A 15,070-nucleotide genomic window follows, 5' to 3' on the forward strand; every position below is an offset into this window, starting at 1 on the left:
TCCCGTGCGCCCTATGTCGCGGAAGAACCTTCCTTCGATACGCTGTACCGACATCCGCCACCGCGCATATGACCGCGGTGCTGCCCACAGGGCCTTCGGGTGTCGTACGTTCTCCAGTACATTCACAGCGAAGTTCTCGCACAGTCACAAGGAGTGTCATCGGACGATGGCCGGTCCAGCGTTCCGCGCCGCCGCCGTACGGGTGCGCGTCCCCGCCAGCAGTGCCAACCTCGGCCCCGGCTTCGACAGCCTCGGCCTGGCCCTGGGGCTCTACGACGACGTGGTCGTCCGGGTGGCCGACTCCGGCCTGGGCATCGACATCGCGGGCGAGGGCGCCGACACCCTCCCGCGGGACGAGAACCACCTGCTCGTACGCTCCATGCGCACCGCCTTCGACCTGCTCGGCGGACAGCCACGCGGCCTCGAGGTGGTCTGCGCCAACCGCATCCCGCACGGCCGCGGCCTCGGCTCCTCCTCCGCCGCCATCTGCGCCGGCATCGTCGCCGCCCGCGCGGTCACCATAGGCGGCGAGGCCCGCCTCGACGACGCGGCCCTGCTGGAACTGGCCACCGAGATCGAGGGCCACCCCGACAACGTCGCCGCCTGCCTGCTCGGCGGCTTCACCCTCGCCTGGACCGAAGGCGGCAGCGCCCGGGCGATCCGCATGGAGCCCGCGCGTTCCATCGTTCCGGTGGTCTTCGTCCCCTCCAAGCCCGTCCTGACGGAGACCGCGCGCGGCCTGCTGCCGCGCACCGTCCCCCACGTGGACGCCGCAGCCAACGCCGGCCGCGCGGCCCTGCTCGTCGAAGCCCTGACCAGGCGTCCCGAGTTGCTGCTGCCGGCCACCGAAGACCGCCTCCACCAGGAGTACCGGTCCCCGGCGATGCCCGAGAGCGTGGCACTCGTCAACCGACTGCGCGCGGACGGCATCCCCGCGGTCATCTCCGGCGCGGGCCCCACGGTCCTCGCGCTGGCCGACAACGACGCGGCCGACAAGGTCGCGCAGCTCGCGGGCGACGGGTGGGCGGCCAACCGGCTGGCCCTCGACTCCGCGGGCGCGAGCGTACTCCCGCTGGCAGCCCAGAGCGGCTGACCGCCCCGGTGCAGTAGCCGGGGGCGGGCGGCCTGGGCAGGCCGCCCGCGCGGAAAGCGCGATTGCCGGTGATTGAGAGGGGGAATATCTGTTGGATCCGGTAGTGTTAGTCTCAAGTGCGCAGCCGAAGCCGTCATGGCCAGGCGCTCAGTGTCCCCATCCGGGACCACCTTTCTTCCGGGAGCCTCCCCGACTGCTTTGATCGCCGCCAGCAGTTTCGAGCACGCTCCGGAATCGGCGTGAAATTCCCACGCGTCCAGCTCGGGGGCCTCGCGCCGGAACCACCCAAGCACGTTTCTCTCCGCCGTACATCTACCGGCGGACCACCGCCCCGGCACGGTCCATACACCTAGGACTGCTGTCGGACAGCACAACCGGTCGCCGAGCCAGACAGGCCGACGTCCGCTCCAGGGAAGGACCCTTCGTGAGCGACACCACCGATCTGATGGGCGCTGCCGACACCAACGTCGACACCAGCGCCCCCGCCGCGGCCGCCGCGACGAGCACAGCCGGCCGGCGACGCCGCTCCGGCACCGGCCTCGAGGGCATGGTCCTGGCCGAGCTCCAGCAGGTCGCGTCGGGCCTCGGGATCAGGGGCACCGCGCGGATGCGCAAGAGCCAGCTGATCGAGGTCATCAAGGAGGCGCAGGCCGGCGGCGGTGCCGCCAAGGCCGCGGCTCCCGCCGCCGACGCCGAGGCCAAGCCGAAGCGCCGCGCCACCAGCAAGGCCCGTACGGGCGAGGCCCCCGCCGAGGCGCCGGCCGAGAAGCCCGCCGCCGCGGCGCAGATCGAGATCCCCGGCCAGCCGGCCGGCGGCGCCCGCACCGGCGAGGCCGAGCGCGCGGCGGACGAGGCCCCCGCGGGCGAGCGCCGCCGCCGCCGTGCCACGGCGCCCTCCGGCAGCCCGGAGGCCGCGGCTCCCGCCGCCACCGTCGTCGTCGAGGCGAAGACCGAGACGGCCGCCGCAGCACCGGCCGAGACCAAGGCCGAGGCCGCCACCGCGGTGTCCGCCCCCGCCCAGGAGGGCGAGGGGCGCGGCCGCCGCGACCGCCGGGAGCGCGGCGACCGCCAGCGCGACCGCCGCGAGCGCGGTGCCAAGGGCGACGACCAGGGCCAGGGCCAGGGCCAGGGTGGCCAGGGCCAGGGCGGCGGCCGCGGCGACCGCGACCGCGACCGCCAGCAGGGCGGCCGCGGCCAGGGCCAGCAGGGTCAGCAGGGCCAGCAGGGCCGGCAGGACAACGGCCCGCAGGACGACTTCGACGACGAGGGCGGCCGCCGCGGCCGCCGCGGCCGCTACCGCGACCGCCGGGGCCGCCGAGGCCGCGACGACTTCGCGCCGGGCGAGCCGCAGGTCGCCGACGACGACGTCCTGATCCCCGTCGCCGGCATCCTCGACATCCTCGACAACTACGCGTTCATCCGGACCTCGGGCTACCTGCCCGGCCCGAACGACGTGTACGTCTCCCTCGCCCAGGTCCGCAAGGCCGGCCTGCGCAAGGGCGACCACATCACCGGCGCCGTCCGCCAGCCCAAGGACGGCGAGCGCCGCGAGAAGTTCAACGCGCTGGTGCGCCTGGACTCCGTCAACGGCATGGCGCCCGAATCGGGCCGCGGCCGCCCGGAGTTCCAGAAGCTGACCCCGCTCTACCCGCAGGACCGGCTCCGCCTGGAGACCGACCCGGGCGTGCTGACGACGCGCATCATCGACCTGGTGTCGCCGATCGGCAAGGGCCAGCGAGGCCTGATCGTGGCCCCGCCGAAGACCGGCAAGACCATGATCATGCAGGCGATCGCCAACGCGATCACCACGAACAACCCCGAGTGCCACCTGATGGTCGTCCTCGTCGACGAGCGTCCGGAAGAGGTCACCGACATGCAGCGGTCGGTCAAGGGCGAGGTCATCTCCTCGACCTTCGACCGCCCGGCCGAGGACCACACCACCGTCGCCGAGCTGGCCATCGAGCGCGCCAAGCGCCTCGTCGAGCTGGGCCACGACGTGGTCGTCCTGCTGGACTCCATCACCCGCCTGGGCCGCGCGTACAACCTCGCGGCGCCCGCCTCCGGCCGCATCCTGTCCGGTGGTGTCGACTCGACCGCGCTGTACCCGCCGAAGCGCTTCTTCGGTGCCGCGCGCAACATCGAGGACGGCGGCTCGCTGACCATCCTGGCCACCGCGCTGGTCGACACCGGCTCGCGCATGGACGAGGTGATCTTCGAGGAGTTCAAGGGCACCGGCAACATGGAGCTCAAGCTCGACCGCAAGCTCGCCGACAAGCGGATCTTCCCCGCCGTCGACGTCGACCCGTCGGGCACCCGCAAGGAGGAGATCCTCCTCAACAGCGAGGAGCTCTCCATCGTCTGGAAGCTGCGCCGGGTGCTGCACGCGCTCGACTCGCAGCAGGCCATCGAGCTGCTGCTCGACAAGATGAAGCAGACGAAGTCGAACGCCGAGTTCCTGATGCAGATCGCCAAGACGACCCCTGCAGGCAAGAACGACGACTGACGGCCGCACCCGCGCCGTACCGGGGCCGCCCCCGCCGCACTCCGCGGCGGGGGCGGCCCCGCGTTTTCCGCGCCGCAGCCGGTACGCCCGCTCCATGCGGCCTTCGCCACATCCGCGGCTTTCGCGCATTCCGGCCCGCCGCAGTGTGGAACCCAGCGCAGCACTGCTCCGTCTGTGTCAAGGGGGCGCGCAGCGGCCGGGCGGCGGCGGGACCGCTCCCCAGGACTGAGGAGAGCATGAGCGAGGAGAGCAGCGGCCCGAAGCCGCACCGCGCCGGATCGCGGCGGCGGCGGAAGCCGGCCGGGCGCCGCAGGGGCCTGGCCGTCGCCGCGTGGACCGCCGCCGGAGTGGTCCTGCTGGGCGGGGCGGGCCTGGGCTGGTTCTGGTTCAAGCTGAACGGGAACCTCCACACCGTCGACATCGACCAGGCGCTCGGCTCCGACCGCCCGCAGAACATCGACAACGGCTCGATGGACATCCTCGTCCTCGGCTCGGACTCCCGCGGCGGCGCGAACGCCGCGTACGGCCGCGACGACGGCGGTGCGGCCCGCTCCGACACGGCGATGATCGTCCACCTGTACGAGGGCCACAAGAAGGCCAGCGTCGTGTCGATCCCCCGCGACACCATGGTCAACCGCCCGCCCTGCACCCTGGCGAACGGCAGGACCGACCGCGGCCGGCAGCGCGAGCAGTTCAACGAGGCCTTCTCGATCGGCGGTGCGGCCTGCGTCGTCAAGACCGTCGAGAAGATGTCCGGGATCCGCATGGACCACTACATCGAGGTCGACTTCACCGGCTTCAAGGGGATCATCGACTCCCTCGGCGGCGTCGAGGTCACCACCGCCAAGCCCATCAAGGACGACGGCAGCCACCTCGACCTCCCGGCCGGAACCCACCACCTGAACGGCGAGCAGGCCCTCGGCCTGGTCCGCACCCGCAAGAGCGTCGGCGACGGCAGCGACCTGGGCCGAATACAGCTCCAGCAGGCCTTCATCAAAGCCCTGATCAAGCAGGTCAAGGGCATCGGGATCTTCGACAACCCCAAGCGGCTGATGGACCTCGCCGACACCGGGACCAGGTCGCTGACCACGGACAAGGCGCTCGGCGACGTGAAGTCCCTGCTCGGCTTCGCCCAGAGCCTGCAGGGCATCGACGCGCAGGACATGCAGATGATCACGCTGCCGGTGGGCGCGGACCCGTACGACACGAACCGCGTCGCCCCGCTCGCCAAGGAGTCCAAGATGGTCTGGGACGCCCTGCTTGCCGAGCAGTCGATCCCCGCCGAGGCCACCGCCGCCTCCGCCGGCGACAAGGGCAAGGCCGCCGAGATCGTCCGGTAGACCGACTCCGCGCGGGTGCGGAATACGCCGGCCGCCCCGCTCGTTGAGGAGGGCGTTCCCGGAATTTTGACAGGCAGCCCGGTCCTGGCAGACTGGTCTGTCGGCCCCGGTTCACGCAGTGCGCAATTCCGCCCCTGCGACCCGGCGCCCTCCCGACTCTAGGAGACACCTTGAAGCGCGATGTTCACCCCGAGTACGTCGAGACCCAGGTCAGCTGCACCTGCGGCGCGTCGTTCACCACCCGTAGCACCCTGACCGAGGGCACCATCCGTGCCGAGGTCTGCTCCGAGTGCCACCCGTTCTACACGGGCAAGCAGAAGATCCTCGACACCGGTGGCCGTGTCGCCCGCTTCGAGGCCCGCTTCGGCAAGGCTGCCGGCTCGAAGTAGCGAGCCCCCGGCGCCGGACCCCGGCTGCACCCCGTCCAACGGGGGCGGCCGGGCCGGCGCCTTTGTCGTCCCGCAGCCATTTTTCGTACTTTCACCCCAGGAGCCCCCGATGTTCGAGGCGGTCGAGGAACTGGTCGGCGAGCACGCCGACCTTGAGAAGAAGCTCGCCGACCCTTCGGTCCACTCCGATCAGGCCAATGCGCGCAAGCTGAACAAGCGCTATGCGGAGCTGACCCCGATCATCGCCACCTACCGGGCGTGGAAGCAGACCGGCGAGGACATCGACACCGCGAAGGAGCTCGCGGCCGACGACCCCGACTTCGCCGCCGAGGTCAAGGAGCTGGGCGCGCAGCGCGAGGAGCTCACCGAGAAGCTGCGCCTGCTGCTGGTCCCGCGCGACCCCAGCGACGACAAGGACGTCCTCCTGGAGATCAAGGCGGGCGCCGGCGGCGACGAGTCCGCCCTGTTCGCCGGCGACCTGCTGCGCATGTACCTGCGCTACGCCGAGCGGGTCGGCTGGAAGACCGAGATCATCGACTCCACCGAGTCCGAGCTCGGCGGCTACAAGGACGTCCAGGTCTCCGTCCGCACCAAGGGCGGCAACGGCGCCACCGAGCCCGGCCAGGGCGTGTGGGCCCGGCTGAAGTACGAGGGCGGCGTCCACCGCGTCCAGCGCGTCCCGGCCACCGAGTCGCAGGGCCGCATCCACACCTCCGCCGCCGGCGTGCTCGTCACCCCGGAGGCCGAGGAGGTCGAGGTCGAGATCAACCCGAACGACCTGCGCATCGACGTGTACCGCTCGTCCGGCCCCGGCGGCCAGTCCGTCAACACCACCGACTCGGCCGTGCGCATCACGCACATCCCGACCGGTGTGGTCGCCTCCTGCCAGAACGAGAAGAGCCAGCTCCAGAACAAGGAGCAGGCCATGCGCATCCTGCGGTCCCGCCTGCTGGCGGCCGCCCAGGAGGCCGCCGAGCAGGAGGCCGCGGACGCCCGCCGCAGCCAGGTCCGCACCGTGGACCGGTCCGAGAAGATCCGGACGTACAACTTCCCGGAGAACCGGATCTCGGACCACCGGACCGGGTTCAAGGCGTACAACCTGGACCAGGTGCTCGACGGCGACCTCGACTCGGTCATCCAGGCCTGCGTCGACACGGACTCGGCCGCCAAGCTCGCGGCCGCGAACTCCAACTGACCCGTCCCCCGCCACCCCCCCCGTACGACAGCAGCCCGGAGGACCAGCGTGAACTTGCTGCTTGCCGAGGTGGCCCAGGCCACCCAGCGGCTGGCCGCCGCAGGCGTGCCCTCACCGCGCTTCGACGCGGAGGAGCTCGCGGCCTTCGTCCACGGCGTCAAACGGGGGGAACTGCACCACGTCAAGGACGCCGACTTCGACGCCCGCTACTGGGAGGCAGTCGCCCGCCGCGAGGCGCGCGAGCCGCTCCAGCACATCACCGGGCGGGCCTACTTCCGCTACCTGGAGCTCCAGGTCGGGCCCGGGGTGTTCGTGCCCCGGCCCGAGACCGAGTCGGTCGTCGACTGGGCCATACAGGCCGTCCGGGCGATGGACGTCGTCGAGCCGCTGATCGTGGACCTGTGCACCGGCTCCGGCGCGATCGCGCTCGCCATGGCCCAGGAGGTGCCCCGCTCGCGCGTGCACGCGGTGGAGCTGTCCGAGGACGCGCTGCGCTGGACCCGCAAGAACGCCGAGGGCTCCCGGGTCACCGTCCACCAGGGCGACGCCCTGGAGGCCCTGCCGGAACTCGACGGGCAGGTCGACCTGGTGATCTCCAACCCGCCGTACATCCCGCTCACCGAGTGGGAGTACGTCGCCCCCGAGGCGCGCGACCACGACCCGGAGATGGCGCTCTTCTCCGGCGAGGACGGCCTCGACACCATCCGCGGCATCGAGCGGACCGCGCACCGGCTGCTGCGGCCCGGCGGGATCGTCGTCGTCGAGCACGCCGACACCCAGGGCGGCCAGGTCCCGTGGATCTTCGCCGAGGAGCTGGGCTGGGCGGACGCCGCCGACCACCCCGACCTCAACAACCGCCCGCGCTTCGCGACCGCCCGCAAGGCCCGGCCGTGAGCGCCCCCCGACCCGCCCCCACTCCGCTGCACGAGGAGGCCCGCTGATGGCCCGGCGATACGACTGCAACGACGCGACGGACCGCAGGACGGGCCTGCGCGAAGCCGCCTCCGCCGTGCGCCGCGGCGAGCTCGTCGTACTGCCCACGGACACGCTGTACGGCATCGGCGCCGACGCCTTCAGTGCGGAGGCCGTCGGCGACCTCCTCACCGCCAAGGGCCGCGGCCGCAGCATGCCCACCCCGGTCCTCATCGGCTCCCCGAACACCCTGCACGGCCTCGTCACGGACTTCTCCGAGCAGGCGTGGGAGCTCGTCGACGCCTTCTGGCCGGGCGCGCTGACCCTCGTCGCCAGGCACCAGCCGTCGCTGGCCTGGGACCTCGGGGAGACCCGCGGCACCGTCGCCGTGCGCATGCCGCTGCACCCCGTCGCGATCGAGCTGCTGACCGAGGTCGGCCCGATGGCGGTGTCCTCGGCGAACCTGAGCGGGCACCCGGCCCCGGAGGACTGCGACGCGGCCCGCCGGATGCTCGGCGACTCCGTCTCCGTCTACCTGGACGGCGGCCCGACGCCCGGCATCCAGCCGTCGTCGATCGTCGACGTCACCGGGAAGGTCCCCGTCCTGCTGCGCGAGGGCGCGCTGTCCGCCGGACAGCTGCGGGAGGTCGTACCCGACCTCGAGGTGGCCCCGTGAGCCCTCAGGGGCGTGGCATAGCCGGCGGCGGCGTCCCCGCGGCCGCCCAGGGGCGGCCCGCGGCGGGGGAGCAGGCGGGCCCGGACACCTTCCGCATCCTCCACGTCAGCACCGGCAACGTGTGCCGCTCGCCCATCACCGAGCGGCTGAACCGGCATGCGCTGGCGCACCGCCTGGGGCAGGTTCCGGCCAGCGGGCTGATCGTCGAGAGCGCCGGCACCTGGGGCCACGAGGGCGCCCCGATGGAGGCGAACGCCGCCGCCGTCCTCGCCGACTTCGGCGCCGACGCCACCGGGTTCACGGGCCGCGAGCTCCTCGACGAGCACGTCATCCGGGCCGACCTCGTCCTGACCGCCACCCGCGACCACCGGGCGCAGGTCATCTCCATGGGGCACTCGGCCGGCCTGCGCACCTTCACGCTGAAGGAGTTCACCCGCCTGGTGCGGGCGATAGATCCGGCCACCCTGCCCCCACTCGACGACGGTGTCGCCGAGCGCGCCCGGGCCCTCGTACGGGCGGCTGCGGCGCTGCGCGGCTGGCTGCTGGCCCCCTCCCCGGACGCGGACGAGGTCCACGACCCGTACGGTGCGCCGATCACCTTCTTCCGCTCGATCGGCGACGAGATCAACCAGGCGCTGGACCCGGTCGTGACGGCGCTGACGGGCGTCGCCGCGCCCCGCTGAGCCGCCCGCGCCCCGCAGGGCGCGACGGGCCCCGCGGGCCTACAGTGGCGGTACCCGGGTATCCCACTGGAGTCGCGCCATGAGCGTCATCACCCCGCCCACGGACCTGCTGCGGCAGCAGGATCCGCAGATGGCCGACGTTCTCGCCGGGGAGGCGCAGCGGCAGGCCACCACGCTGCAGCTGATCGCCGCCGAGAACTTCACCTCGCCCGCCGTGCTCGCCGCGCTCGGCTCGGCGCTCGCCAACAAGTACGCCGAGGGCTACCCGGGCAACCGGTACCACGGCGGCTGCGAGTACGCCGACCTTGCCGAGCGGACCGCCGCCGAGCGGGCGCGGGCGCTGTTCGGCGCCGAGCACGCCAACGTCCAGCCGCACTCCGGCTCCTCGGCGATGCTCGCCGCGTACGCGGCCCTGCTGCGGCCGGGGGACACCGTCCTCGCGATGGGCCTGCCGTACGGCGGGCACCTCACCCACGGCTCTCCGGCCAACTTCTCGGGCCGCTGGTTCGACTTCGTCGGCTACGGGACCGACGCCGAGACCGGGCTGATCGACTACCACCAGGTGCAGCAGCTGGCGCGGACCCACCGGCCGAAGGCGATCGTCTGCGGCTCCATCTCCTACCCGCGGCACCCCGAGTACTCGGTGTTCCGGGAGATCGCCGACGAGGTGGGGGCCTACTTCATCGCCGACGCCGCCCACCCCATCGGGCTGGTGGCCGGCGGGGCCGCGCCGAGCCCCGTCCCGTACGCCGACGTCGTCTGCGCCACGACGCACAAGGTGCTGCGGGGCCCGCGGGGCGGGATGATCCTGTGCGGCGCCGAGTTCGCCGAGCGGATCGACCGGGCGGTGTTCCCGTTCACGCAGGGCGGCGCGCAGATGCACACCATCGCGGCGAAGGCCGTCGCCTTCGGGGAGGCGGCCCGCCCGGCGTTCACCACGTACGCCCATCGGGTGGTGGCCAACGCGCGGGTGCTCGCCGAGGCGCTGGAGGAGCGCGGGTTCGCCGTCACGACCGGCGGCACCGACACGCACCTGATCACCGCCGACCCGGCCGCGCTCGGCGTCGACGGCCCCGCGGCCCGGGGCCGGCTCGCCGCCGCGGGCATCGTGCTGGACACCTGCGCCCTGCCGTACGGGGACCAGCGCGGGATCCGGCTGGGCACGGCCGCGGTGACCACGCAGGGCATGGGCGAGCCGGAGATGGCGCGGATCGCCGGCCTGTTCGCCGAGGCGCTGCGCGGTCAGGCGGCGGGGGTGCGGGCGGAGGTGGCCGCTCTCGCGCAGGGCTTCCCGCCGTACGGCCGGTGAGCGCGGCCGGGCGGGGCCGGCTGCAACCGCCGACCGGACCCCTCGCGTCCTCGGCATGGGGCACATCACGGCTAATGTGTGGGGCTGAGATGGCCGGCGATACATCTGGGGCAGCCCGTGCGTGAATATCTGCTGACGCTTTGCGTCACGGTCGCGGTGACCTATCTGCTCACCGGGCCCGTTCGGAAGTTCGCCATCGCGGCCGGGGCGATGCCCGAGATCCGCGCCCGCGACGTGCACCGCGAGCCCACTCCGCGGCTCGGCGGCATCGCGATGTTCGGCGGCCTGTGCGCGGGCCTGCTGGTCGCGGACCACCTGCCGAACCTGAACGGCGTCTTCGAGCTGTCGAACGAGCCGCGGGCGCTGCTCTCCGGGGCGGCGCTGATCTGGCTGATCGGCGTCCTCGACGACAAGTTCGAGATCGACGCCCTGATCAAGCTGGGCGCGCAGATGATCGCCGCGGGCGTGATGGTCATGCAGGGCCTGACCATCCTGTGGATCCCCGTCCCGGGTGTCGGGACGGTCGCGCTCACGCAGTGGCAGGGCAACCTGCTGACGGTCGCGCTGGTGGTGATCACCATCAACGCGGTGAACTTCGTCGACGGCCTCGACGGCCTGGCCGCGGGCATGGTCTGCATCGCCGCCGCGGCGTTCTTCCTGTACGGGTACCGGATCTGGTTCGGCTACGGCATCGAGGCGGCGGCGCCGGCGACCCTCTTCGCGGCGATCCTGATGGGCATGTGCCTGGGCTTCCTGCCGCACAACATGCATCCGGCCCGCATCTTCATGGGCGACTCGGGGTCCATGCTCATCGGCCTCGTCCTGGCCGCCGGCACGATCTCGATCACCGGCCAGGTGGACCCGGACACCATGGCGCTCTTCGCGGGCGGCGAGCGCAACGCGACGCACGCGATGCTGCCGGTCTTCATCCCGCTGCTGCTGCCGCTGACGATCATCGCGATCCCGATGACGGACCTGATCCTGGCCATCGTGCGGCGCACCTGGAACGGCCAGTCGCCCTTCGCCGCGGACCGCGGGCACCTGCACCACCGGCTGCTGGAACTCGGCCACTCGCACAGCCGCGCCGTGCTGATCATGTACTTCTGGTCGGGGCTCTTCGCCTTCAGCGCGGTGGCCTACTCGGTGCACTCGGCCTCGATGTGGATCGTCTTCGTGATCGCCCTGCTCAGCGCCGTGGGCCTCGTCCTGCTGCTCCTGCCGCGCTTCACGCCGCGCGCCCCGCGCTGGGCGGAGTTCCTGGTGCCGCCGCGCTACCGGCACGCGGAGCGGGCCGCGGAGGCGGCCGCACAGGACGCCTCGGGGCGGGAGCCGGAGCCGGCGCGGGCGGTCGCGGTGGGCGTCTCCGGCGTCAACGGCGCGACAGCGGTGGGCCCCCGTTCGCGGTTCCCCGAGCGGCGTAAGGCCGGATCCGCGCGCTGACGGCGCATCCGCAATTCGGAATCGAAACGCCTTTACCACACGAAACGGCCGCCCGTCGTGCACACACGGGCGCGTTAGCTCTCATGTGTGACAGTAAGCACACGAGCCAGGTAAAGCTCTCATCAAATAGTTTGTGATACCGTTCACTAAACCCGGTGACAGTGCCGAAGGGTCGTAGTGCGACGGTCCCTCGGCCCGAGCGTTCTGCTCGGACCGGGCCTTACGCTCGTCCCGTACGAGTCCCGTACCCCCACCACCACGCGGAGCTACCCCGCCATGCGGTCTGATGACGTCCGATCCCTGCTGCAAACCGCCGTACCCACCGCTGCCGCCGGCGCTGTCGCCGCGATCGTCAGCGGCGTGGTCGCGGGTGGCGAGGGGGCCATCGGTGCGCTCGTCGCCACGCTGGTGGTGATCGCGTTCATGGGTGTCGGCTTCGTCGTACTGCAGCACACGGCCCGGTCGTGGCCGCATCTGTTCCAGATGATGGGCCTGGTCCTCTACACGACCCAGATCCTGCTGCTGTTCGTCTTCGTCGCCGCGTTCCGGGACACGACGCTTTTCAACCCCAAGGCCTTCGCCATCTCGCTGGTCGTCGCGACGCTCGTCTGGATCGCCGCGCAGACCCGCGCCCACATGAAGGCCAAGATCCTTTACGTCGAGCCGAACGCCGACAAGGGTGACAAGCCCGAAAACACGGGGTCCTCGTCGTGAAGGGTAGGGGCGGGATAAGTGGTCGTTCGAGATGCTGCTATCGTCCGGTGCCGTGTGCGGCATCGCGGGCGCGGGCATCTGAGCTGACGCCTGCTCAATCGCGAGGCTCAATGCCTGCCGGCCGCCCCCACATCCGTAAGACCAGTCCCGTGCCGACCCGCGGCCCTGCGCCGCGCCGACACAACGAGGTTGCCGTACCTATGCGCCACGCTGAAGGAGCCCGCGGTGAGTGCTGACCCGACGCAGGTGCTCGCCTTCGAGACCGATTGCCACATCTTCGACGGCTGTGGCTTCCCGGCTCCTGGCCTGCACTCGTTCCTGTTCGAGCCGATCTTCGGCGACGCGGACAGCAGCGTCTACTTCAACAAGACGATGCTGCTGGCCCTGCTCGGGTCCGTCATCATCCTCGCCTTCTTCTGGGCGGCCTTCCGCAAGCCGAAGGTGGTTCCCGGAAAGCTGCAGATGGTCGCCGAGGCCGGCTACGACTTCGTCCGCCGCGGCATCGTCTACGAGACCCTCGGCAAGAAGGAAGGCGAGAAGTACGTCCCCTTCATGGTCGCGACGTTCTTCTTCGTCTGGATGATGAACCTCTGGTCGATCATCCCGGTCGCCCAGTTCCCGGTGACCTCCGTCATCGCCTACCCGGCCGGCCTCGCGCTCGTCATCTACGTCATGTGGATGTCGGTCACCTTCAAGCGCCACGGCTTCATCGGCGGCCTGAAGAACCTGACGGGCTACGACAAGTCGCTCGGCGGGATCCTGCCGCTGGTCATGCTGATCGAGTTCTTCTCGAACGTCCTGGTCCGCCCCTTCACCCACGCGGTCCGTCTCTTCGCGAACATGTTCGCCGGTCACACGCTGCTGCTGCTCTTCACGATCGCCAGCTGGTACCTGCTGAACGGCATCGGCATCGCCTACGCCGGTGTCTCGTTCGTGATGGTCATCGTGATGACCGCCTTCGAGCTCTTCATCCAGGCTGTCCAGGCCTACGTCTTCGTGCTCCTGGCCTGCAGCTTCCTCCAGGGCGCCGTCGCCGAGCACCACTGACCGGCCCCACCCCCAAACCATCAGACGTCCGGTGGCCAACCCCCACCGGTCCATGAAAGAGAAGGAAGAACCGGCATGTCCGCTCTCGCGCAGACCCTCGCCGCTGGCGTCGAAATCAAGGGCAACCTCGGCTCCATCGGCTACGGCCTCGCCGCCATCGGCCCCGGCGTCGGCGTCGGCATCATCTTCGGCAACGGCACCCAGGCCCTGGCCCGCCAGCCCGAGGCCGCCGGCCTGATCCGCGCCAACCAGATCCTCGGCTTCGCCTTCTGTGAGGCGCTCGCCCTCATCGGTCTGGTCATGCCGTTCGTCTACCCGACCTCCTGATCGCGGTAGCGAACACCCTTTAGACGGAAGGCACTGATGTGAACCCTCTGGTTCAGATTGCGGCTGAGGAGCCCCAGAGCCCCCTCATCCCGCCGATCCCCGAGCTGGTCATCGGTCTGATCGCCTTCGTCATCGTCTTCGGCTTCCTCGCCAAGAAGCTCCTCCCGAACATCAACAAGGTTCTGGACGAGCGCCGCGAGGCGATCGAAGGCGGTATCGAGAAGGCCGAAGCCGCTCAGACCGAGGCCCAGAGCGTGCTGGAGCAGTACAAGGCCCAGCTCGCCGAGGCTCGGCACGAGGCCGCTCGCCTGCGCCAGGAAGCGCTCGAGCAGGGCACTGCGCTCAAGGAAGAGCTGCGCGCAGAGGGCCAGCGGCAGCGTGAGGAGATCATCGCTGCCGGCCACGCCCAGATCGAGGCCGACCGCAAGGCCGCCTCGCAGGCCCTGCGCCAGGACGTGGGCAAGCTCGCCACCGACCTGGCCGGCAAGCTCGTCGGCGAGTCCCTTGAGGACGCCGCCCGCCAGAGCCGCACCATCGACCGCTTCCTCGGCGAGCTCGAGGAGAAGGCCGAGGCGGCCCGATGAACGGAGCGAGCCGCGAGGCACTGGCCTCCGCGCGCGAGCGCCTCGACGCGCTGACGGACAACACGTCCGTCGACGCGGCGAAGCTCGCCGGTGAGCTGGCTGCCGTCACCGCGCTGCTCGACCGTGAGGTCTCGCTGCGCCGGGTCCTCACCGACCCGGCGCAGCCCGCCGAGGCCAGGGCCGAGCTGGCGCAGCGCCTGCTCGCCGGCCAGGTCGGCGGGGAGACCCTCGACCTGGTCATGGGCACGGTCCGGTCCCGCTGGTCCCAGTCCCGCGACCTCGTCGACGGCCTGGAGCAGCTGGCGGACACCGCCGACCTCACGGCGGCCCAGCAGAGCGGCGCGCTCGACGGCGTCGAGGACGAGCTGTTCCGGTTCACCCGGATCGTCGCCTCGAACCCCGAGCTGCGCGCCGCGCTGACCGACCGGACGGCCACCGCCTCCGCCAAGGGCGAGCTGCTGCGCAGCCTGCTCGGCGGCAAGGCCCACGCCGTCACCGAGCGGATGGTCACCCGTCTCGTCACGCACCCGCGTGGACGTAGCCTGGAAGGGGGCCTCGAGGCCCTGTCCAAGCTCGCCGCCGAGCGCCGTGACCGCGTGGTCGCCACCGTGACCAGCGCGATCCCGCTCAGCGACGCGCAGCGCGCGCGTCTCGGCGCGGTGCTGGCCAAGCTGTACGGCCGCCAGATGCACCTGAACCTGGACGTCGACCCCGAGGTCGTCGGCGGGATCGTGGTGAAGATCGGCGACGAGGTCATCGACGGCAGCATCGCGAACCGCCTCGCCGAGGCGGAGCGCCGCATGGCCGGCTGACCGGCCACAAACAGAACAAAGATTCCTAGCGGCCCGGTTGGGCCGT

Annotated in this window: 15 protein-coding genes; all 15 read left to right on the forward strand. The window is 71.5% G+C overall.

Annotation, left to right across the window (positions count from 1 at the left end):
* The first annotated feature begins 166 nt into the window (after positions 1 to 166).
* Positions 167 to 1,093 carry a homoserine kinase gene (gene thrB / locus C0216_RS05610; protein ID WP_114054186.1) on the forward strand — a complete coding sequence of 309 codons (927 nt, stop codon included), beginning with the start codon at positions 167 to 169 and terminating at the stop codon, positions 1,091 to 1,093.
* A gap of 424 nt (positions 1,094 to 1,517) precedes the next feature.
* Positions 1,518 to 3,596 carry a transcription termination factor Rho gene (gene rho, locus C0216_RS05615; RefSeq protein ID WP_114054187.1) on the forward strand — a complete coding sequence of 693 codons (2,079 nt, stop codon included), beginning with the start codon at positions 1,518 to 1,520 and terminating at the stop codon, positions 3,594 to 3,596.
* A 236-nt stretch (positions 3,597 to 3,832) separates the two neighbouring features.
* Positions 3,833 to 4,936 (forward strand): LCP family protein, encoded by a 1,104-nt coding sequence (locus tag C0216_RS05620; protein WP_114054188.1) that lies wholly within the window; start codon positions 3,833 to 3,835, stop codon positions 4,934 to 4,936.
* A 170-nt stretch (positions 4,937 to 5,106) separates the two neighbouring features.
* Positions 5,107 to 5,325 carry a 50S ribosomal protein L31 gene (gene rpmE, locus C0216_RS05625; RefSeq protein WP_030153765.1) on the forward strand — a complete coding sequence of 73 codons (219 nt, stop codon included), beginning with the start codon at positions 5,107 to 5,109 and terminating at the stop codon, positions 5,323 to 5,325.
* A 109-nt stretch (positions 5,326 to 5,434) separates the two neighbouring features.
* Positions 5,435 to 6,520 (forward strand): peptide chain release factor 1, encoded by a 1,086-nt coding sequence (gene prfA / locus C0216_RS05630; RefSeq protein WP_114054189.1) that lies wholly within the window; start codon positions 5,435 to 5,437, stop codon positions 6,518 to 6,520.
* Positions 6,521 to 6,568: 48 nt separating this feature from the next.
* Positions 6,569 to 7,414, forward strand: coding sequence for a peptide chain release factor N(5)-glutamine methyltransferase (gene prmC / locus C0216_RS05635; protein ID WP_114054190.1), 846 nt, complete (start codon positions 6,569 to 6,571; stop codon positions 7,412 to 7,414).
* 46 nt (positions 7,415 to 7,460) lie between these two features.
* Positions 7,461 to 8,108 (forward strand): L-threonylcarbamoyladenylate synthase, encoded by a 648-nt coding sequence (locus C0216_RS05640; RefSeq protein WP_114054191.1) that lies wholly within the window; start codon positions 7,461 to 7,463, stop codon positions 8,106 to 8,108.
* On the forward strand, positions 8,105 to 8,791 hold the full coding sequence (locus C0216_RS05645; RefSeq protein ID WP_428985398.1) for a protein-tyrosine-phosphatase: 687 nt from the start codon (positions 8,105 to 8,107) through the stop codon (positions 8,789 to 8,791). The genes C0216_RS05640 and C0216_RS05645 overlap by 4 nt, the downstream gene beginning before the upstream one ends.
* A 79-nt stretch (positions 8,792 to 8,870) precedes the next feature.
* Complete coding sequence (gene glyA, locus C0216_RS05650; protein WP_114054192.1) at positions 8,871 to 10,100, forward strand: serine hydroxymethyltransferase; 1,230 nt, start codon at positions 8,871 to 8,873, stop codon at positions 10,098 to 10,100.
* Positions 10,101 to 10,205: 105 nt separating this feature from the next.
* Positions 10,206 to 11,540: an MraY family glycosyltransferase gene (locus tag C0216_RS05655; RefSeq protein WP_174250498.1), complete on the forward strand. Its 1,335-nt coding sequence runs from the start codon at positions 10,206 to 10,208 to the stop codon at positions 11,538 to 11,540.
* A 276-nt stretch (positions 11,541 to 11,816) separates the two neighbouring features.
* Complete coding sequence (locus tag C0216_RS05660) at positions 11,817 to 12,254, forward strand: hypothetical protein (protein WP_114054194.1); 438 nt, start codon at positions 11,817 to 11,819, stop codon at positions 12,252 to 12,254.
* Positions 12,255 to 12,464: 210 nt separating this feature from the next.
* The gene (gene atpB, locus C0216_RS05665; RefSeq protein ID WP_162793326.1) at positions 12,465 to 13,301 is read left to right on the forward strand and encodes a F0F1 ATP synthase subunit A; all 837 of its coding nucleotides are present in this window, start codon (positions 12,465 to 12,467) and stop codon (positions 13,299 to 13,301) included.
* 75 nt (positions 13,302 to 13,376) lie between these two features.
* Positions 13,377 to 13,628, forward strand: coding sequence for an ATP synthase subunit C (locus C0216_RS05670; protein ID WP_018535366.1), 252 nt, complete (start codon positions 13,377 to 13,379; stop codon positions 13,626 to 13,628).
* A gap of 38 nt (positions 13,629 to 13,666) precedes the next feature.
* Positions 13,667 to 14,212: a F0F1 ATP synthase subunit B gene (locus tag C0216_RS05675; RefSeq protein WP_114054196.1), complete on the forward strand. Its 546-nt coding sequence runs from the start codon at positions 13,667 to 13,669 to the stop codon at positions 14,210 to 14,212.
* Positions 14,209 to 15,024, forward strand: coding sequence for a F0F1 ATP synthase subunit delta (locus C0216_RS05680; protein WP_114054197.1), 816 nt, complete (start codon positions 14,209 to 14,211; stop codon positions 15,022 to 15,024). The genes C0216_RS05675 and C0216_RS05680 overlap by 4 nt, the downstream gene beginning before the upstream one ends.
* Positions 15,025 to 15,070: the final 46 nt, after the last annotated feature.

It is taken from the genome of Streptomyces globosus, assembly GCF_003325375.1.
GTDB lineage: Bacteria > Actinomycetota > Actinomycetes > Streptomycetales > Streptomycetaceae > Streptomyces > Streptomyces globosus_A.

Excerpts from the sequence above, each read along its gene's own strand:
- prfA (WP_114054189.1), top strand. The coding sequence starts at position 5,435 with ATGTTCGAGGCGGTCGAGGAACTGGTCGGCGAGCACGCCGACCTTGAG.
- C0216_RS05670 (WP_018535366.1), top strand. The coding sequence starts at position 13,377 with ATGTCCGCTCTCGCGCAGACCCTCGCCGCTGGCGTCGAAATCAAGGGC.
- thrB (WP_114054186.1), top strand. The coding sequence starts at position 167 with ATGGCCGGTCCAGCGTTCCGCGCCGCCGCCGTACGGGTGCGCGTCCCC.
- C0216_RS05660 (WP_114054194.1), top strand. The coding sequence starts at position 11,817 with ATGCGGTCTGATGACGTCCGATCCCTGCTGCAAACCGCCGTACCCACC.
- glyA (WP_114054192.1), top strand. The coding sequence starts at position 8,871 with ATGAGCGTCATCACCCCGCCCACGGACCTGCTGCGGCAGCAGGATCCG.
- C0216_RS05640 (WP_114054191.1), top strand. The coding sequence starts at position 7,461 with ATGGCCCGGCGATACGACTGCAACGACGCGACGGACCGCAGGACGGGC.
- C0216_RS05620 (WP_114054188.1), top strand. The coding sequence starts at position 3,833 with ATGAGCGAGGAGAGCAGCGGCCCGAAGCCGCACCGCGCCGGATCGCGG.
- C0216_RS05680 (WP_114054197.1), top strand. The coding sequence starts at position 14,209 with ATGAACGGAGCGAGCCGCGAGGCACTGGCCTCCGCGCGCGAGCGCCTC.